The organism is Clostridium sp. (assembly GCF_051654825.1).
Classification (GTDB): Bacteria; Bacillota; Clostridia; order Clostridiales; family Clostridiaceae; genus Clostridium.
In genome coordinates this window covers 1-21,545 of record NZ_JBOFYU010000216.1, presented here as the reverse complement: position 1 = coordinate 21,545, position 21,545 = coordinate 1, and the positions used below count along the sequence as shown (strand labels likewise).

The 21,545-nt window shown below is 28.7% G+C and carries 12 protein-coding genes; 7 read left to right on the top strand and 5 right to left on the bottom strand.

Going from position 1 to position 21,545, the window contains the following annotated elements:
* Window positions 1-2,112: 2,112 nt before the first annotated feature.
* Window positions 2,113-3,213 carry a hypothetical protein gene (locus ACRDBA_RS12665; protein ID WP_438573288.1) on the bottom strand — a complete coding sequence of 367 codons (1,101 nt, stop codon included), beginning with the start codon at window positions 3,211-3,213 and terminating at the stop codon, window positions 2,113-2,115.
* Window positions 3,214-5,156: 1,943 nt separating this feature from the next.
* The gene (locus tag ACRDBA_RS12660) at window positions 5,157-5,594 is read right to left on the bottom strand and encodes a hypothetical protein (RefSeq protein WP_438573287.1); all 438 of its coding nucleotides are present in this window, start codon (window positions 5,592-5,594) and stop codon (window positions 5,157-5,159) included.
* 447 nt (window positions 5,595-6,041) lie between these two features.
* On the opposite strand from ACRDBA_RS12660, the gene ACRDBA_RS12655 reads away from it, so the two are divergent.
* Both ACRDBA_RS12655 and ACRDBA_RS12650 read left to right on the top strand, forming a co-directional pair.
* Window positions 6,042-8,918, top strand: a complete 2,877-nt coding sequence (locus ACRDBA_RS12655) for a beta-N-acetylglucosaminidase domain-containing protein (protein WP_438573286.1) — start codon at window positions 6,042-6,044, stop codon at window positions 8,916-8,918.
* A 200-nt stretch (window positions 8,919-9,118) separates the two neighbouring features.
* Window positions 9,119-10,582, top strand: a complete 1,464-nt coding sequence (locus ACRDBA_RS12650; protein WP_438573285.1) for a hypothetical protein — start codon at window positions 9,119-9,121, stop codon at window positions 10,580-10,582.
* A gap of 188 nt (window positions 10,583-10,770) precedes the next feature.
* On the opposite strand, the gene ACRDBA_RS12645 is transcribed toward ACRDBA_RS12650, so the two are convergent.
* The gene (locus tag ACRDBA_RS12645; RefSeq protein ID WP_438573284.1) at window positions 10,771-14,427 is read right to left on the bottom strand and encodes an SdrD B-like domain-containing protein; all 3,657 of its coding nucleotides are present in this window, start codon (window positions 14,425-14,427) and stop codon (window positions 10,771-10,773) included.
* 542 nt (window positions 14,428-14,969) lie between these two features.
* On the opposite strand from ACRDBA_RS12645, the gene ACRDBA_RS12640 reads away from it, so the two are divergent.
* Window positions 14,970-15,257, top strand: coding sequence for a hypothetical protein (locus ACRDBA_RS12640; protein WP_438573283.1), 288 nt, complete (start codon window positions 14,970-14,972; stop codon window positions 15,255-15,257).
* 588 nt (window positions 15,258-15,845) lie between these two features.
* Here ACRDBA_RS12640 and ACRDBA_RS12635 read toward each other — a convergent pair.
* Together ACRDBA_RS12635 and ACRDBA_RS12630 are read right to left on the bottom strand one after the other, a co-directional pair.
* Window positions 15,846-16,406: a hypothetical protein gene (locus tag ACRDBA_RS12635; RefSeq protein WP_438573282.1), complete on the bottom strand. Its 561-nt coding sequence runs from the start codon at window positions 16,404-16,406 to the stop codon at window positions 15,846-15,848.
* A gap of 100 nt (window positions 16,407-16,506) precedes the next feature.
* Complete coding sequence (locus ACRDBA_RS12630) at window positions 16,507-16,902, bottom strand: hypothetical protein (protein WP_438573281.1); 396 nt, start codon at window positions 16,900-16,902, stop codon at window positions 16,507-16,509.
* A gap of 275 nt (window positions 16,903-17,177) precedes the next feature.
* On the opposite strand from ACRDBA_RS12630, the gene ACRDBA_RS12625 reads away from it, so the two are divergent.
* The 4 genes from ACRDBA_RS12625 to ACRDBA_RS12610 all read left to right on the top strand — a co-directional run.
* Window positions 17,178-17,696 (top strand): hypothetical protein, encoded by a 519-nt coding sequence (locus ACRDBA_RS12625; RefSeq protein ID WP_438573280.1) that lies wholly within the window; start codon window positions 17,178-17,180, stop codon window positions 17,694-17,696.
* A 140-nt stretch (window positions 17,697-17,836) separates the two neighbouring features.
* Complete coding sequence (locus ACRDBA_RS12620) at window positions 17,837-18,307, top strand: DUF3794 domain-containing protein (RefSeq protein WP_438573279.1); 471 nt, start codon at window positions 17,837-17,839, stop codon at window positions 18,305-18,307.
* An 11-nt stretch (window positions 18,308-18,318) separates the two neighbouring features.
* Window positions 18,319-18,801, top strand: coding sequence for a hypothetical protein (locus tag ACRDBA_RS12615; protein WP_438573278.1), 483 nt, complete (start codon window positions 18,319-18,321; stop codon window positions 18,799-18,801).
* Between the two features lie 24 nt (window positions 18,802-18,825).
* Window positions 18,826-21,545 (top strand): DUF7619 domain-containing protein (locus tag ACRDBA_RS12610; protein ID WP_438573277.1); only part of this gene is annotated, 2,720 nt, incomplete at its 3' end.

Here is a 21,545-nt window from a genome sequence, read left to right as displayed (position 1 = left end):
ATTTAATATTTAATAATTATTAATTGTTTTGCTATTTTATGTGTATTATTAATTTACTGTATATTAATTAAATAATATATAAATAATAATAGTATTTATATTTATTATTTAATATTATTATTTATTAGTTTATATTTTTGTTATTATCATTTATTATTTTATTAAAATAATATTTTATATGTACTTCATTATAAATATAATTTTAATTCATTTAATATTGAATATTATATTAATACTATTATATTTTATTTTCATTTATATAAAATTATAATTTAATTCATTTTAAAATATATATTGCTATTTAATAAGCATATATGATTAATAAATAGCAATATTAAGTATATACAAATCAAAATATTATAACTTTACCTAATCTATCTTAAGTCATAACATCAATAATAACTTAGTTTAATATAATTAAAAGTCCTAATGAATCAATTAGGACTTTTCTAAATACATGTGACTTGTTCACTATATTGAATTGTTGATGTTATATTAAGAGCTATGTTTCGAATAATAAGTCATATAGATGGACTAACTTAAAGTAGAGGCTTATTATTAACTATAATTAAATGCATTTATAGAAGCTAAGATTGATTTACTTATAAAACTATATCAAATCCCCCTTAGTTAGTGATAGCTTTAGATGCTAGAATTGTATTCACAATAACCCTAAATGATATAGTAACAGCAGCCAAATAGCCTATATGACCTAATGAAATTCTAGGTAGAGTAGAAGAGAAACTTTGAGGAATCCCATTAATACTTAAATAAATTTAGTCCATATTGGTATTGTATCTACAAAAATAGAATTATTTGCAGATACTAATCTTAATTTTTAAGTGTAATTTCATAAGTCAATGAATCTCCTAAAATCAAAAGGCTTTGTCTACAACTTTTGTAAAAGGTGTCAAATTAGCTGAATTAACATCTATTTGCACTCCTACTAATGCAACTAGTACATAAACTATCTCCGACGCCAACTTAAACCGCTATTCTAGAGCTAACTGTATCAGTGCAGTGCTATATGTTGTAAATACACTAATAGGAAGATCTACAGCTGTATTTTGAACTACTCCTAAAAACATAACCCAAAAATTAAACTTTAAATAACTTAAAGAGGAATTCTTATACACTAATACTTATATACAATCAAGATAATTACTTTCTATATCTCCAAAATTAAGACCGTTATCTCATCTTAAAGCACAGAGGATATTTCCTACAGTATAATTAAACTATCTTGTAACATTAATAGTACTTCCATATAGGCTTACTAATGCAAATATATTTGAAATAAGTTGAGAAGTAGTAGTATCTGGTTAAATATTAAGATTGTTCCAAGCATAGTAGTGAATTGAACTGAATTACTTTTATAGTTGTATGCACAAGAAATATAAAATTTAATGTTTTTAAAAAGATTTTGATTAAAATATAGTATTCATGGCTAATATTAAAATAAACGTACTTACTTTATATAATAAAAAATCCTAACTAAAGATTAAAACTAACTAGTAGATTATTATTAGTTAGTTTTAAATCTTACCCCTATTATAAAATAATCTAGTTTATATCTAATCTTACAGTTTCTATCTTAACTTAAGTTTATATCTAATCTTACAATTTATTTATTATCATACTATTAATATTATATACATACAATTTATAGTATGATGAAAATGTCCTAGAAGCCTTTAAAATCAATGGCTATAGAAGATTAAATTTTTAAAGAAAAATACTGTAAATTTTATACTATTTATATTAATTTTAATTAGTTTATCAACATATTAAACACATTGATTAATAAATTTTATATGTCTATTTAATTATTTTATAACTTTACATAAGATAAAATTATAATTCAAAAAGTCATAGTATAGATGGGAATATTTTAAATAATAAATAAAAAAAGTAACTAATTATACTTAGTTACTTAACATAATAATTGATATATAAACTGATATTTATTAATTATTTTAGAATTTTGTAGAAAAAATGAAGGGGTTAGAGGCTTGTAGTTTAGTAAAAGATAATTTCTAGAATACTTTGGGGTAATTTAAGAATTGATATAAACACTAATAAGCCTATTAATTATTTTGTAAATTAATAGACTTACATTAAAGATAATGAAAATTCAATATCTGATGATAAGAGATCTGTAATTGAATTTTTTGTTTGTTGTATAAAATGCTCTCCAATTTCATAGCTTTTAATATTTGCTAAGGTTAAGTTAGTTTTAAATTCTTTATATTCATTTACTACACTTCTAACTACAGCAGCTGCATAAGCAGGAAGTGATTTAATATCTTCTCTACTTTTATGAACTTGGATAGCTCTAAATTTATTTATTATAAGCTGAACAACACGTTCTTTTAAAAACCATTCTTTTAAATTAGATATAGCCCTAATTAAATGCATAACTTTTTGCTTTGTTAAAGTAACTTCAGCAAAAGTCATTTTTTCTTTTATAAGGTTGTATTCATTAGGATTATTTATCTTAACTAGCTCTATAGTTTCATCTTCCTTTGCTTTATTTTTAATTTTTAAGCAATCAAAGAAGAATTTAAAGTTTTTATTTTTTCGTGGAGCTAAGTCTTTTTCTCTAAATTCATTACTTTTATTAGTAAAAAGATCTGAATGATTTTGCAGCATTTTTTCAATAGTATATTTAGCATAATACTTACACTTAGTTCTAAGGACCTTTAACCAAGCACTATTAGGTTTTAAAAGATTCATAGAAAATTCATTATGGAATTTTGAAGATTTAGAATCTGAAAGCTGTGCAAGATAAATCATAAGCCTTTTTTCTCTTGCTTTCATCTTTGAAAATTCATTAGTAAAGAAGAAGTTCCTAATATGAGTATATCCAGTAACCTTTGTAGCTTCATCTAATGAATCAAATGCATCACTTTTAGACTTAGTCATCATTTCCATGTTAACTAAAGTCCAGCTAAGCAAAGTATCATCGTACTTTAATATATTAAGATCAATAAGCTTTTCAATACAATTATAAATAGTCTTGTAAGATGCAGCTACGTATTTTCTAACTAAAGATATAACATCAGCTTTAGAATCACTAAAAGTTTGGATTAAATACTTGCTATTTACTTCACTAGATATATGAACTAATGAAATATAAGTATCTAAAATGTAGTATTCATTGCACTCTAATAAAATTGTACTTAAATGTGAATTGTATAATTTAGTAGCCACTTACTTACCTCCTATTTATAAATTTAATTAGCCTAATTCTAATCATACATGTATTGTAATAGAGATTAAACTAAAAGGCAAAACCACTAAAAAACTCACAAAAAGTACTAGGTTAGAGGCAAAGTTAGAAGTAAGAAATGGCTTAAACACTGGGTTTTCAAAAAAAGTTCACAAAAGGTACTAGTTTGATGTTAAAGAAAAGGAATGGCTTAAACACTGGGTTTGAGGCAGATGGATTTCTCAAATTAGATAGATTCATAAAAATAAAAAAAATTTTTCACGAAGAGTACTAGATTTCAAGCAAAGAAACGCATTTTTTTACAAGATAGAAACAACAATTAAATAGGTTTGAAATGGAAAAACACGAAAACTCACAAAAGGTACTAGTTCACGTGCAAAGAACCCATATTTAACCATAAAATTTCCAGTAAAAATTTTTTATAAAATCTTAAAAAAAGTTGAATTTATATGATTTTAATTATATAAAACATCTTTAAACACCAAAAAATGTTAAAACAAACTAAAAAACAAAAAAAATTCACGAAAGGTACTAAATTATGCGCAAAAACTCATAATAAGTACTAGCTTATACACAAAAACTCAAAAAAGGTACTAGATAAATGTAAAAAACTCACGAAAAGTACTAAAAAAAAGTTAAAAACTCATAAAAAGTACTAGTAATAAAATAAAACTTCACTAAGAGTACTAGTTTAAGGGCAAAAGCTCATGAAGAGTACTAGATTAAGAATAAAAACTCAAGAAAGGTACTAGTTGAAAGTTAAAAACTCATAAAGAGTACTAGATTAAGAGTAAAAGCTCAAGAAAGGTACTAGGTAGAAGTTAAAAACTCATGAAGAGTACTAGATTAAAAGTAAAAACTCAAGAAAGGTACTAGCTGAAAGTTAAAAACTCATGAAGAGTACTAGATTAAAAGTAAAAACTCAAGAAAGGTACTAGTTGAAAGTTAAAAACTCATAAGAGTACTAGATTAAGAGTAAAAGCTCAAGAAAGGTACTAGCTGAAAGTTAAAAACTCATAAAGAGTACTAGATTAAGAGTAAAAGCTCAAGAAAGGTACTAGTTAAAAGTTAAAAACTCATGAAGAGTACTAGATTAAGAGTAAAAATTCAAGAAAGGTACTAGCTGAAAGTTAAAAACTCATGAAGAGTACTATAATAGGATTAAAAACTCAAGAAAGGTACTAGCTGAAAGTTAAAAACTCATGAAGAGTACTAGATTAAGAGTAAAAACTCAAGAAAGGTACTAGTTGAAAGTTAAAAACTCATGAAGAGTACTAGATTAAGAATAAAAACTCAAGAAAGGTACTAGCTGAAGGTTAAAAACTCAATAAAAGTACTAGCTGAAAGTTAAAAACTCATTGAGAGTACTAGAATAGGAGTAAAAACTCAAAAAAGGTACTAGCTGACGGTTAAAAACTTATAATGATCAATAACTAAATTATAAACATATGAAGGTACTGATAAGCTTATATGTATTGGGATTGATAAATAAAAGAAAAATAATTGTATTAACAATTTAATTAATGAAAAAGATAATAAGAATAGTTTATCCTACTAGATAAGATGGAGGAAAAGGAAAAGGATTTCCATTAAGATTTGAGGTATATGTATCTTTAACTGAAGCCGGTGATGATTTTGCATTAGTTGGGTAAGGAAGACATTCAACTCCAAATGGAGATTTAATGGAGTTTAAGTTTAAATAAGCATCAGCAAAAAGAATTAAACAGGGCTTATGAAATTCCAGTAAATAATACTATAGAAAAAATAAGGGTTACCTTTGTAGGAAATGCTAATGTAATAAGATATCTAGGTACTTGGGTAGCAATTGCAGAAATAAAGGTGTTTACAAAATAAATATTTAAAAATAAATAAAGCAAAGTGCCTCCAATATTTTCGAAAATATGGAGGCACTTTACTTTATTTATTATTGAACGCTAAGAATCCATTCTTTAACTTGTGGAGTTAAACAAGCAAGATCATTTGCATCAACCTTTGATACAAATAGTAAATCTCTAGCACCAACTTTTGGTGCTAATTTTTCTAATATTTCATCAGCTGTAAATTTTGAACTTACAAGATAACTTGTTGGCATAAAGTGAGCCCACTTACCTAAACATTCTATTTCTAAAACTAAATCATAATCAGCATCGCCACCAGGAGTACAGTTAGGATCACCACAGTCACAGTCTTCACCATGTTGGTGAGCTTGTTCGTCTACTGAACATTCACTATGAGCATTATGCTCACTAGCATGACTTGTACATCCACACCCTTCATGAGAACAGCTTTCTGAAGATTGAGTTGTAGCACATTCCTCATGCACTGGTTGTTGTAAGTGATAAGTTATTAAGTATACGGACATAATAATTCCTCCTTTTAATTTAATATATAGGCTTATCTATGTAGTAGCTTTAATTGCAATGAATAACAATATGTAATTAAAGAGCCTATATTTAATATAGTACCCTAAATACAATAAAAAAACAATTATAATTGATAATAATTATCAATTCAATAGAATTAACTTAGGTTACTATTATTAATAGAATAAAGATAAGAAAAAGGTATTTTATATAAAACTCTTACTTTTTCATCCTTAATAATATAAATGTTATCAACACTAGTTTAAAACATAGGCTATATTTAAAATTAATATTAATTATATATAGAAAGTATTTAACAATTAGATGATTTATGAAAAAAATTAATAATAACTTAGTTACATAATAAATATTTTGGATAATCCAAGCATAGTATTATAGTGGGAAAGCATTACTAATTAGATTTTATATAAGGTTTGGAGGAAGAAATGAAAAGAAAAATGATAAGTAAATTAATTACTGTAGTAATGGCAGCTACTTTTATTATTAATGGATTAACTATTACAAAAGTAGATGCTACATCTAATGAAATGTCTAAAAAAGATATGGTAGTTTCAAGATTAAATCCTGTTCCACAAGAAATAGAAGTAAGTGATGGAACTGTAACATTAACTAGCTCTGTAAATATAAAGGGCTCTGATGTTGCTGATAAGGATGCCTTAAGAATTTTAACTGAATTTTTAACTGAAAATAATATAACTATTAATGAAGACTATAATGAAGAATCAACTACACTTATTATAGGAGAAGTTGATGATAATATATCTGAAATGGATGCTGAAAAGGAAAAATTAGGATTAAATAACATTTCAGATTTAAAGGATGAAGGGTATGTACTAGCTGTTGATGGAAGTAAAGAGGCTGGAACTATTTTAATAGAAGGAAAAGACGGTGATGGTACTTTTTATGGAGTTAAAACTTTAGATCAGCTTATAGAAAATAAGGAAAATACTATTACTGTTGAAGAAGTTATTATAAAGGATGAGCCTTCTATGAGAACTCGTGGTATAGTTGAAGGTTTTTATGGTAACCCATGGAGTCAGCAAGATAGATTAAATCAAATTAAGTTTTATGGTGACCAAAAAATGAATACTTATATTTATGCTCCAAAGGATGATCCTTATCATAGGACACAATGGAGACAACCTTATCCAGAAAGTCAAATGGCTAGAATGAAGGAATTAATAGACACTTCAAAGGAAAATAAGGTTGATTTTGTATTTGCATTATCACCTGGTATAGATATTAGATTTGATGGAGCAGCAGGGGAATCAGATTTTCAGGCTCTTATAAATAAATGTGAATCACTATATCAAATGGGAGTAAGAAGCTTTGCAATATTTTATGATGATATAAATAATAGAGATGGAGTAAAACAAGCTTCACTATTAAATAGGTTTAATGATGAATTTATAAAGGCTAAGGGAGATGTAAAACCACTTATTACAGTTCCTACAGAATATGATACTCAATCAATGGGTCCTATAGATAATTTAAATCAATATACTATAAACTTTTCTAAAACTTTAAGCCCTGATATTGAAGTAATGTGGACTGGTAGCTTAGTAGTTCCAGAAGGAATAGATTTAGAAAACGTTAACTTTGTTAATTCAATATATGGAAAGAGAATGGGAATATGGTGGAACTATCCTGTTACAGATTATATGAAATCAAAATTAGCTCTTGGGCCTGTTTATGGATTAGATAAGGCTTTAGAAGGAGAAGTAAACTTCTTTACAATGAATCCAATGGAGCATGCAGACCTTTCAAAAATAACATTATCTACAGGAGCTGATTATTCATGGAATACTTCAGAATATGATTATGATAAGGCTTGGAATAAGGCTATAGAAATGCAATTTGGAGACTTAGCTCCATGGATGAAAGTTTTTGCTAATCATTCAACTAGAATGGATGCAGCATGGGGAACAGGAAGAGAAGATGCTCCAGAAGTAAGAGAAACCATGGATTTATTATGGACAAAGCTTGCTAAAAATGGTGATGTATCTAAAGAAATGGAAGCTCTATATTCAGAATTTAATAATATGGTAGTGGCTGCAGATACTTTAAAGGGAAATTTACCAAGTAATGTACTTCAAGAATGTAATTCAAACTTATCTAAATTAAAGTTATTAGGCGAAAATGGAAAGGTAGCCTTAGATTATATTAATGCTAAAGTAGATAATAATGATGATGAAGCTAATAGATTAAAAGGAATTTTAGAAGGAAATATATATAACTTAAGCAATGGTTCAAGGGTTTCAGAAAAAACTGCTTTAGCCTTTATAAAAGAAGCTATGAGTTATGATCCATATCCACAAGCTGAATTTAAGGTATCAAGCACATTAGTATCACCAGGGGAAGAAGTTAAATTTACTAATTTAAGTTCAATTGTAACTAGTGATGTTGAATGGATATTTGAAGGAGCAAATATAGAGTATAGTACAGAAACAAATCCAACTGTAACTTATGAAAAGGAAGGGGTTTATTCTGTAACCTTAAAGGGAAAAAATAACTTAGGTGAAGATGTAGAAGTAAAACAAGGGTTAGTTACAGTAATAGATTCTGCAACTGAAAATAAGAAAAATCTTTCTATTGGAAAAACAGCAACGGCATCAAGCTATGTAGTTTCATCAGAAGCACCTAAATATGCTATTGATAATAATGGAAGAACTAAATGGTGTGCAGTAGGATATGGCCCTCATACATTAACTGTAGATTTAGGTTCAATAAATACTATAAGTGAAATTGGAATAAAGCATGCAGAAAGTGGTGGAGAAGCAGCAGGTTCTAACACTCATTCTTATACTGTAGAAGTAAGTAGTGATGGTGTAAATTACACAGAATTTATTAAGGTTGTAGGAAATAAAGAAAAAGAAACAATGGATAATGCTAAGGTAGCAAAGGCTAGATATGTTAGACTTAGAGTAGATAAGGCTACACAAGGAGATGACTTAGCTGCAAGAATTTATGAATTCCAAATAATGGGACTAGAAGGAGATGTAGAATTACCTCCAGCATATGAAAAGCCAGAAGATATAGTAGTATCAAAGCCATCAAATTTAAAGACATTAGAAATAACAAGTAATTCTGTAAATCTAAGTTGGAATGAACCAGAAAATAAAGTTGGATTAATAGGATATGAAATATATAAAGATGGTAAGCTATTAAAAAAAGTAAATACAAATAGCTATAATGTAGAAGGATTAAAAGCTAATAGTATTTATGGATTTAAGGTAGTAAGCAAATATAAAAATGGTGAAAAATCTAAACCTGCTTCTATAAATGTAAGAACAATAAAGTAAGAATATTTTTTAAATAGTTAGAAAAATATAAAAATGCTCTTGGGATATAATATCCCAAGGGCATTTTATTATAATGTTGGTAAGGAGTTATTTGGAGAAATACTATGATATTTATAAAGATGGATTTTTAATTTTTATGTAACATGATATAATCATTATATTAAAAACTATATCACTTAGGAAAAAAAGGTGGTGAGACTATGGACATGAATGAGTTTAAGGTACAGATTGAGGAGCAATTTAAAGAAAAATACGAAAAAGTAGTAAATGAGGATTTTGATATTTTTTATAACTCTATAAATGGGGATATAAGAAAATTAAATGATAAAAGTATGAGGGATATCATAGTCAAAAATCTAAAAAGAACTATGGTAAACACAAAGAAAAACTGGAATACTAAGGTAATTTCAGATCCTACTAGTCCATTTAATAAGGAGATAAACTTTGTTGAACTTCAATATTCACAAGTTTTAAATGGAGTAAGTACAGCACAAGAGTTTAAAAGAAACTTTAAATGTAAAAATTATAGAGAATATAAAGATAATTTATTGACTAAATTAAATGAGTGGCAAAAGGATGAAAGTAAGCTATTAACGGAATACCAATACTTAGCTTATAGACAAAAAAGATCTATAAAAATAGCTTTTAAAAATGATATATTAAAGCTATCTAGCAATTTCTTTAAAGATATAAAAATAACTAGAGTTCCGTCTATAATGGGGGAGATAGCTATAGATACTACAAATAGAATTAAGTTCTTTGAAAAAACTGAGGGAGAACAACTTGACCTTCAGTTAGATACAATAGTTCCTTCAACTATTGATAAGCTTATTTATAGTGATGGTATAAGCCAAGAAGAGCTACTTTTAAAGCTTGAGCATGAAACATTTTTAAAGATTAAAAATGGTGAAGAAGTATCAAATGTTGGAGATATAGTAGCTAAGATGGCTATTTTAAAGACTTTAAAAACCTTTAATAATTTTGATAAAAAGATAATTTTATATTTCTATCAACATTTTTATGAAGTTTTTTCAGGTAAAAAAATTGAAAAATATATTGCAGATATAGTTCAAGATTTAGGATATAAAAATCAAACTAAGTATAGAAATATGGTAGAAGATAGTATAGCTAAAATAGCTAGTATGAAAATATCATATAATTTTGAAGGACATTCTGTTAATGGGGTATTCTTTGAAGCAAAAATTGAAGGTGTTGGAACTAGAAAAAAAGCTACAGTTTATTTAAGTGGAATTATAGAAGAAGTATTTATAAAGGATAATACAATTAACTTTTATGATAATACATATAGCAACTTAAGTGCTGATGCACAGCAGTTAGCTGTAATGTTCCAAAAAAATAGAATGAAAAGAGCAGTAGAAGGACTAGGTTATAATCAAAATATTGCCCTTATGGAATTTAGTAGAAGTATATTTTGGGGAACAAAGAGAATAGATCTTCAAAGAAAGAGAATAATTACAGCATTAGATGAGCTAAAGTTAAAAAGAGTAGTTTTAAAGGATTATATTTATTATAAAAAGGATTATTCCTTTGATATAGAATATATTCCATTTACAGGGGATGCTGTAAATAAGATTCAAAGTAGTGAATTTAAATATGGAAATATAATTGAAGGAGCTATATATGAAGTTCAAAACAAAAAATAGCATCCAATTAAATTAAAAATTTTATAAAACTATTATAAAATTAATGTTTAGTATATAAACATTAATTTATGTAGAATATGTAAATAATTTTATTCAGTTTACACAAAATTATTTACATGTTTAGGCTCAATAAAATAGCCCACTCAAATTCTGAGAGGGTTATTTTATTTTTATATAAATATACCTAGCTAATTATCATCACAACAGTCGCCCTTACATATTACATCTTTAAATAATCTTAATTTTCCTTCTAAAACCATCTCAAGTTGTATTACTGTATTTGTCATATCTTCGACTGATTTATTAATTTTAATCATTTCAGCAGAAGATAAATTCAACTCTTTTCCTTTTTGAATTTTTTCCCCTTCAGCATTCAAAATATGAGCTAAAGCTGTTTGTTCAAGTGCTACTGATTCAAATATATCGCTAATTGCTTGATGACGCTCATCATTCTTGCAAACTTTAACATAAATAGTTTTGATTGTTGTTTGGCCTTTTTTATCAGTAACGCTATAACTAACATTATAAATTCCTGGTTTTGATGTGTCTACTGTATTATCAGTTACTACTATTGAACTTGTAATATCATTTCCATTGCAATCAGTTGCTGTAACTCCATTCATCGGATCGAAAACATCTCCAACATGAATACATTTATTAGTTGCATTGATTACAGGAGGGGTACATTTCTTTTCGTAGATGCCAGCATCTATATCAGTTTTTATTTCATTTTTTCCTAGAATAATAATATTAGTTAATCCAGTATTTGGATTTGGACGGCTTCCATTAGGTTCGATAACTTTTTGTTGAGTTAAAAGAAAGTCTCCATAAGGAATAAACTTAATTTTATAGTTACCGGAGGATAGTCCATTAAAGATATAGTATCCTGGATTACCATTTGAATCATTAGTGGTTATAGTTGTAGATAGTAGTGTTCCATTATCAGAATATAATTCAACAGTTACACCATTAATGCCAGGTTCACCTTGATCATATATTCCATTTTCATCTAAATCATTCCAAACAAAATCACCAATACTTGCTAAGTTATTTGTAATGACACCTGCATCAATATTTAAAATCTGTTGACTATTAGACATAGTAATATATGCTGTATATCCTGTTATAGGATCAGGCATGCTTCCATTTATTTCTCCGGATTTTTGTTGTGTTAAGGTATAGTCGCTACTTGGAGTAAACTTAACTTGATATATACCGTCTATAAGATCAGTAAACAAGTAAAAGCCTGGTTTACCATTATTATTATTAGCTGTAACAGTTTTTTGGAGTAATACACCAGTATCTGAATATAATTCTACGATTATACCATTAACGCCAGGCTCAGTTGAATCGTATATTCCATTTTGATTTAAATCTAACCAAACAAAATCACCAATAGATCCAAGAGTATTTCCTATAATTGTAACGGATACCTTATTTGGTTCTGTTGGAAGCAATGGTTCTAGAGTGCCACTTACTATTTTATTAGCTCTAACTGCATAAGAGTTATATGCAATTTTTCCAATAGCTACTCCAACAGGAGCCTTAGCACCAAGACTAACTATTAAACGATCATATGGTTTTAATATAACATTTGCTCCTGTGGTCACACGAACTGAGCGTAAAGTTGTGATATCTGATGGTGGTACTGAAGTCCAGTCTCCTGTGCCTATTGGATTTCCAAGTTCATCGAAACGTTTTGGATCAGTGCTTGTTGAATATTGGATTATTATTTCAGGATTTGGATCAACTGGATCACCAATTACATTTACAATTTCAGCCGTTATTATTGAAGTTGCATAAACATCAAATTGTGATCCTCTTGGGGAACTAGTTAAAATAACGCCTGTATCACCAACATAAGGGAGTATATCTACTACTTCAATATCTTTCAAATCTATAGGTTGATTGTTAGTGACTTGTAATTTATAATTAATTTTTCCACCTTGAACTGTTAAACCGCTGTTGGTATAATCTAAATCCTTTTCACCTTTGACAAGTTTTTTTAAAGAGAATTCAGATGTTGTTAAAACAACTCCTTGTGCTTCTGCATAAGAAAGTCTATCAGTTAGTGTAAGACCATCAGCATCAACATCAAGTGGGTCATTTACTTCATTGTAAACAAATAGTGCAATATTTCCAGGCATACCTTCCCATACTTTATTAGTAAATGATGTAGGTGGATTAATTTCTACAAAGGCCTTAAAAACTACACTAATTCCGCTACTAGTTGGAAGAATAAAATTAAAGAAAGACCAACGTAATAAAGTTTGACCTGTTCCAGCAAAATTTGTAATTATATCACGTGTAGGTAGGGGAATAGGAAAACCAGGTTGCCTTGAATCGTAAGATTTACCTGTTACGATGTCGTAATATATAAAATACTCACTATCCTTTACATATCTTAAACCAGTAGGCATTAAATCTGCAAAGATTGGTTCTATTGTAATTGTATTTGCTGCATCTCCAGTAATTATTACTTCAAATTCTTCTAGTGGATAATAAGCAGGTTGTGATGGACTGAATCCTTTAACTACACGTAAATCTGAAGCTCCATTTACGTTTGTATCCCATAGTGCAGTTTTGCTTATATTACCAGAGGTTGCAACTGCTCTATTAGTAAATTGTGATCCCATAATAGCTGATGAATTTGTTATCCCATTGATTATAAGGTTATGACCTGAATTTGCTACATTTAAATTTTGAGCTGTTAATTTTATTTTAGCTATTCTATCACCTAGTGGAATGAATGGTGTCAAATCAGTAAGTGGATATGGTCCATTTGCAATATTTTGAATTACTGGAATATAATTTGATGGATTTGATGCAAGAGCTATATAGATACTATAATTAACTAATCCAGTAGATGCATCTAAACGGAAAGAACTTATATCCACTTCATTAGGAATAAAATCCTCAAGTATATAGTTACTTAGAGTAACATTTCCAGTATTAGTATTTACAATTTGCCAGTCAATAGGTCCTCCTACCACTGTAGTTCGAGTTCCAAATTTATAAAAATCAAATCCGGCAGCAGATGGGTCATAAACAGATAAAGTTAAAAGAGCATCATTTCTTGAAGTGCCATTTATCGTCCATTTCCCAGTATTAACAAATTTTTGCCCCGGAGTAACTGTTGAGGATACCGTTGCTTTAAACATAACATCATAGCGAGCACCATTATATTTTGGAAGATTAAAAGTAAGAGTTTTTCCACTCCAGCTGCCAGTTAAACCATTTGCTGATGGATCTGAATAACCACCAGAAGGAACATCATTACCTATTGGTATAAATGTTGTAACAGGTGTTAACTCAGATGGAAGTACATCTGTTATAGTTACATTAGTTATTGAAGCACCTGGATCATTATTGTTAGTAAGTGATAAAATAAAGGTGATTTCATCACCTGGATTTACAATGTTTGACGGTTGGGCAAATTTAGTTAGAACGAAGTTCTCGTCAAGATTTAGATTTACTGTTGGTGCAGACCCTTGTGCTACTACTACTCCATCTGCAATTAAATTTGCAGTATTAGTAAAGCTATCATTATCTACTCTACCAGGTCCAAATGAGCACGCAATAGTAAATGATAAAGATGTTCCTGCAGTAACAGATCCTAAGTTAAAGCTAACCTCTGTTCCTCCTGAAACTGGTGTACTAGTAATACTCTTTATTTGTCCGCCGATTGGAGGCAAAATAAACTGAATTTTACTTGGGAAAAAATCAATAATTTTTCCTTCTTGAGCTGGTTGAGTTAGTCCACTATATGCTGCATTTATTGTATATATAAATATCTCAGAGCCATTAACTGTAGTCTTATTGACTGTTTTAGTTATTTGCGCCATATATTTTCTCCTTATATTTCATCAATAGATTTATTCACATAATAATATATGACATATTTATTTACTTTGTGACAAAATTTCACAATAGGTTTCGTATAAAGTGAACACAGATTATTAAAATTTACATATAATAAAGTAATAATATATACCAGGTATTTTGTATGAATAATCTAACTAAATGTATGTAAATAAATATTGGGATTAACAATCCTATAAATTATTTTGAACTTGTTATGATTTAGATGAAAAATGTGTTGGGATTCAGTATAATGATTCAATAATAAAATATTTAAGCTCGATTCAGATAAGAGAAATTGTAGTATAACTATAAAAGAATTGTGCTTTAAATGAAATTATTGTAAGAAAAAATTGTGTGATAAAAAATCAAATCATTGTAACGATAAATGCTTTTATGGAAGCTTAAATTGACAACTTATTAAAACTTATAAATTATAAATTGATTTAGTAACAAATATCGACATAAAGTCATAAAATATATTGAATAAGGATATAGAAAATAAATTCTATGGAGGAATTACAAAATGGGAATGCCTATTATTACACCTAGTGAAACAACAAGATGTCAAGCCATTACAGATATTATAGAATCAGTTGCTTTAGAGCAAACTGCCCTTTCACATATTTTAAATGCGGAGGGTGAAAAGATTCAAAAAGTAGTTGCTAACGCTAAATCTTCTGATGAATTGCTTGCAGTAAATAAATCAGTTCAATCCATGGTGAATACTATTACTAGACTTGAAATGGTATTACAAGCTAAACTTGAAATGTTTGAAGATTGCTTATGCAAAGATTGTAATGGTAATGGCTAGAAAATTAATATCTACATGTCTTTGTTAAGGTATTTGTAGTATAGATTTTTTAAAATCCTCATTTATAATAAATAAAGATAATTATTGTAAATGAGGTAAATTATTATCTTTGACCCTGTAAGAAAACTTTGTGTATCTAAAATTTCTTCTTATAAACAATTAAAGATATTTTGATTTGTATTATGCTTTCAACTTACTGGATATATTTACTAAATAGTAAGGATAATACACTGAAATAGAAGACTTTTTTAAGAACTTTAACATTGGGGAACCTTTGTTGAAGTTTTTTATTTGTTAATTTATAATATAAACTTTTATTTAATGCCCCTTCCAGGATCCCTTTAAACCAATATTCAAGTGATTATAAAACCTCATTTGAATTGATAATTTAAGAGAATTAATATGAGCTTAAAATAACTTTAAAAAAATGACATAGTAAAAACTCCACCTTGGTAATTAGTTGATATATTAATTATCACCAAGAAGGAGTTCATATTTATTCAATTTACATAAAGTTATTTATAGTTTATAGTATCTCTTAATTTTAAAAGAGTTACGTAGAAAAGCTTATTCTAGCAGATAAAGCCTTTATTTACAAGGTTTTTGACATGGGTTAGCACATGGACCACAACTATCTTCACATACAGTTGATCCACAATTCAACCCTCTAAATCCTGAAGTAACTGATCTCTCTGGTCCAGTTGCAGCCTTACCAACTATGATAGTGAAATCACATCCATCTGTACATGGGCAAATATCAAATTGATAGAATCCCAAACAATCAGAAACTGTGTGTGCAATTCCAACTAATCCATTAGATGTCATTTTTACTAACTTAACATATGCACAGCCAATTGGTTTTCCATCACAATCTTTAACTTGTCCCCACACTCTTACTGAATTTCTATATCCAACTATTACATCAGCTTTAATTTCACTATCTTTACTATTAACACAAAAGTTAACACTATTTCCTATAACTGAAATGTTATCATCACAACTTTTTACTGGAGCATTATCATTAGGTTTACAATCCCTATGCTGATAATTAGGCTTTTTATAGTTATCATGATCATCCATATAGAAGTCTGCTGCTGCCTCTATAGAGTAATCTATTGAATTGTTATAAGATGAATATTCTTTATTCATTTTTCAAATCCTCCTGAGAAAATATATTTCTATATTAATGTATTTTTGTTTTTCGAATTTGCTACTATTTTGTAAGTTATTATCTAAAACAAATTTATATTTAATATATTATTACTTTATAGGTTATCCCTGGAGTAATATCCTTCCTTATAAAAGTAAACATCCCACTAGAATCTGTAATGGCATCTCCATCTTGAATTCTATCTACGCCATACCCTCTGTGAATTTCCTTAAGCAAAGTAACAATTTGACCTTCAACTATTTTGCCTTCTAAATCTTTCACTATTCCACATATTTTTACTATTTCTTTAGTTTTTAATATAATATCTAACTTGTAATCGTCCGTACATTTACATATATCTATATCTACATAGCTATTATCAAAAATATACTCAACTATGATGGTATACTCTAAGCTTAATTTTTTATTAACTTGTAAAAACTCATTAGTTTTATCTATAAATTTATCAGTAATACAATTAAATTTTTTACTCAATTATTTATTCTCCTTCTAGTAAGAAAATGTTAAATGTTCGGATTAAATAGTTCTCTTTATATAATATACTCATTAATTTAATTTGTTACTTTAAAGTAACAAATTAAACACGAGCTAATTTATCATCGTATATTTTTAAGCTGATATTATATTAAATTATATAAAATCAGAATTAAATTATAAGTCAGAATTAAATTAGAATAAATGGTATTAACTTTATTTAATATATTGGAATATTATAAATTATATATAATTTAGAAAAGGGGATAGTTGATTTGGCTAAAGTTATTAGAGATCTAATTCATTATGAAGGAATTGAAACTTGCAGATACACAAATAGAAGTTTTAGAGCAATGAACATAGATAATACATTTTGTATACCAGTAAATAAATCAGACATAGAAAAGATTGTAAAGGTGGGTGTTAATGGAAAAGTATATAAATATAAATTAATAAAAACACCAGTTGGAAGGTCCTTAGAGGGACAAATCCTCACTGGTTATAAGTTGTTGATAATGGGAGAGCTACAATTAGAATATCAATATGTTGAATTGGAAAAAAAACAAAATGTTCATACAGTATATAATAGAGTCCCATTTGCTGGAAGTGTGGTTATGCCAGAAATGTTTAATATATGTGAAATATTGCATCCAATGATACTAATAGAGGATATAGACACAAATAAAGTAAGTACTAGGTGTATTTATACAAACGTAACAATAATGTTAAATGTAGATATATGTCAAAATGAAAAGGAAGTATTTAATCATATTAACAAGGTTCATAAATTATAAAGTGATAGGATGTATTTACGAATAGGCCTTATTTTTAAAAGCTAAATAAAATTAATAACACTTTAATTATACCTGAATATAATACATTATGTGACATTTTGTAAAAGTCACATAATTTTTTTAGTATAAGGAGGAGTGTTATGGTTACTGTAAGTAGAAATTTGATTCAATATTATGGAATAGAAACTTGTAGTTATACAAATGGGAATTTTAAACAATTTAATGTTGATAATACGTTTTGTATACCAGTTGTTAAGCCAGATATAGAACAAATTGTAAAAGTGTGGGGACAGGTGAAAATTAGTAATTATAAAATAATAAAAACCCCAAAGGCAAAATCATTAGAAGGTCAAGTTTTAACTGGATTTAAGCTTGTTATTATGGGGGAGATTCAAATGAAGTATGAATATGTAGCGCTAGAGAAAGAACAAAGCGTTCATACTGCTCACAATATAATACCATTTTGTGAGTATATAGTAATGCCAGAAGAATTTAATCCAATAGCAGTAGTTTTCCCAACTATATCAATAGAAGATATATACTCAGAGCAATTAAGTGATAGATGTATTTATAGTAATATAACTATGATGATAAATGCTGAAATTTGTTAGGAGGTGGTTATATGATAGCTAATTTTAAAAGTTGTATGCAGACAGGGCTTCCAGCGGATCCTAAATATTTTAAGGAAGAAGCTATTTGCGAGGTACTAACAATTCCTTGTCAAAAGCCAGATATGGAAAGGCCTTTAGAGGTGATAGTATGGGCAGAAATAGAAAATATTAGAACTGTTGAAACTGAACAGGGGGTATCAGTAGAAGGTCAAAAGTTATCTGGTACTAAATTAGTAGTTGAAGTAAGGTTAAAGGAAAAGTTAACTTATGTTGCAAATGAAGCAACACAGACTGTTCATGCAGCTCACTATGAAACTTTAAAAAGTATGTTTGTAATAGTACCTTCTGAGTTAAATGGAAAACCTATTTGTAATTTATTGAAGTCACAAAGATTAAGAGTTATACCATATGTGGAGGATGTTACTTGGAGGATGCTTGATTGTAGAAATATTCACAAATGTGTAATGTTATTTTTAGACGTTAAAGCCTGTTAAAAAATTTAAGAAAGAGGTGATATTATGGCGTTAACAAATGTTTTTTCATCAGTACAAAGAGGAGAAATAATTTTTACTGGTAATACGTTAGGGTTAGCGGGTTATTCAACATTAGTAGTTCCATTGCCTACGGGAACAACACCACCATTACTTCCAGGGCCAGGTGCAGTTGATAGCATAGGAACTTTTATTACAACTCAAAATCTTACAGCTCCAGGAGGATGGCCTCAAGGAACTACAGATAGTTATTTACAAAATTCATCTTCTGCTATAGCTAATATACTTTCAGGAAGTACAGTTCTTCATGCTGAGTTGGTTTGGGCAGGTACGGCAATAAATCAAAATGGAAATGTATTAGGGAATTTAAATGATCCTATTAACTTCACAAGTCCGGTTGGGACTACACAAATAACAGCTAACTTAGTAAAAACAGTTATAGCTACAGGTTCAGCAAATACCTATTATATTGCAAATGCAGATGTAACTTCATTAGTTCAAGCAGGTGGGGCAGGAACTTATACAGTAGGGGCTGTTCCAGGAGCAATTGGTAATTCGGTGAATACAATTCCTCCATTTACCCCACCTAATAATGTAACTCCACAAGATTTTTTAGGTTGGACATTAATGATTGCGTATAGAAATGATTCATTACCAGTTAGAAATCTTGATTTATGGGTAAATGATACTTTAGTTAATGCAGCTGGTCTACCGCAGGATATAAACGTAACAGGACTTGCAACAGCTACAACAGGAGCTGTTGCAGGAAAATTATTTTTATCATCAGGAGAGGGAGATGCAAATATACCTGGAGACCAAGCCTTATTTGGACCAAATACAGGGTCTTTAGTTAATATAGGAAATATTGTACCTTCAATAAATCCAAATCCAGGAACAGCACCGAATAATCCTAATAATAACTTCTTTGGGAGTCAAATAAATGGCAATAATGGACTATTGGACACTAGTGGAACATTTGGAACTAGCAATCAGGATTCATTTCAGAGAATAAATTATCCAGCAGCAAGACAAGGCTGGGATATAACATCAGTAGATGTTAGTAATGAATTATTAAACAATCAAACTAGCGCAGTTATTAGATTAACAACAATTGGTGATTCTTATGTAAATAGTTCTGTTGGATTGCAGGTAAATGCATTAGAACCAATATTCACATTAACTAAAAATGTTGATAAAACAGATGCTTATGTTGGAGATACATTAACCTATACAATTGTTATGACTAATATAAGTATAATTAATGCAGATAATGTTATATTTACAGATACAATACAACCTCAGGCAAGTTTTGTACCAGGTTCAGTAACTATAAATAATATTTCTCAGCCAGTAGCTGATCCGCAGACTGGAATAAATTTAGGAACTATAATTCCTAATGAAACTGTTACAATTAAATTTACAGTAAAAGTTAATTCACTACCACCAACTCCACCAACTCCACCACAAGTATTTAATGATGGAGCTATTGATTATACTTTTGAAGCAGTTGTTGGGGAGATAATAACTGGAAAGGATACAACTAATCAGGTTTCAACAAATATAGAGACCCCAAATTTAAATGTTCTTAAATCAGTAGATAAAGCTTTTGCAGATATAAATGATATAATCACTTATACAGTTACACTAATAAATGAAGGAACAATAGCTTTAAATGATGTACTATTTCAAGATACAATACCAGCAGGAACAGCGTATATACCAGGTTCATTAACTGTAACAAGCGCTCCAGTTGGGGTGACATTTACAGGAACAAATCCAGAAACAGGAGTAACAATAAATTCTATAGCGCCATCACAAGTAGTAACAATAACATGGAAAGTACAAATTGGTAATACGGTACCAAATCCTAATCCAATACCAAATATAGGTAGAGTAAGTTCACCGCTTATACCAGAGTTTAATACGAATACTGTAACAACTCTTGTTAATAATGCTGATTTAAATATTGTTAAGTCTGTTAATAAAGCAGAGGCAGTTGTTGGAGAATTAGTAACTTATACTATTACTGTAAGTAATGTAGGAAGTACTAATGCAAATCCAGTAACATTAACAGATATAGTGCCAAATGGAACAACATTTGTACCAACATCAGTTATTATAGATGGTATTCAGCAACCAGCAGCAGACCCAAATGCAGGAATAAGTATTGGGCCGATAACACCAGGACAGACAAGAACTATAATCTTTACAGTAACTATAGATGTATTACCAAATCCGAATCCAATGCCAAATAAGGCTACTATTAATTATCAATATATCGTAAATCCTTTAAATCCTCCAGTTCAAGTTACAAAAGATAGTAATACTGTATTTACCCGTGTTGGAGTAGCACAAGTAACTAAATCTGTTGATAAGAGTTTTGCAAATTTTGGTGAAATAGTAACCTATACTGTATTTTTAAACAATACAGGTACAGCTCCAGTAAATAATATATTTGTTCAGGATACAATACCAAATGGAACCACATTTGTACCAGGTTCGTTAACTGTAACAAGTGCTCCAGCAGGAGTAACATTTACAGGAACTAATCCTGAAACTGGAATATCTATACCAACAGTAATTCAAGGACAATTAGTTACAATAACATGGAAAGTACAAGTAGGTAATGTATTCCCAAATCCAAATCCTATTCCAAATATAGCTACAGTTTCTGCAGATGGACTAACACCTGTAACAACTAATACTGTAACAACTCAAGTTAATAATGCTACTTTAGCAGTAGTTAA

Bases quoted from the DNA above. Each gene is read 5' to 3' on its own strand.
- ACRDBA_RS12640 (WP_438573283.1), top strand. From the start codon at position 14,970: ATGGGAATGCCTATTATTACACCTAGTGAAACAACAAGATGTCAAGCC.
- ACRDBA_RS12620 (WP_438573279.1), top strand. From the start codon at position 17,837: ATGGTTACTGTAAGTAGAAATTTGATTCAATATTATGGAATAGAAACT.
- ACRDBA_RS12645 (WP_438573284.1), bottom strand. From the start codon at position 14,427: ATGGCGCAAATAACTAAAACAGTCAATAAGACTACAGTTAATGGCTCT.
- ACRDBA_RS12615 (WP_438573278.1), top strand. From the start codon at position 18,319: ATGATAGCTAATTTTAAAAGTTGTATGCAGACAGGGCTTCCAGCGGAT.
- ACRDBA_RS12635 (WP_438573282.1), bottom strand. From the start codon at position 16,406: ATGAATAAAGAATATTCATCTTATAACAATTCAATAGATTACTCTATA.
- ACRDBA_RS12655 (WP_438573286.1), top strand. From the start codon at position 6,042: ATGAAAAGAAAAATGATAAGTAAATTAATTACTGTAGTAATGGCAGCT.
- ACRDBA_RS12660 (WP_438573287.1), bottom strand. From the start codon at position 5,594: ATGTCCGTATACTTAATAACTTATCACTTACAACAACCAGTGCATGAG.
- ACRDBA_RS12650 (WP_438573285.1), top strand. From the start codon at position 9,119: ATGGACATGAATGAGTTTAAGGTACAGATTGAGGAGCAATTTAAAGAA.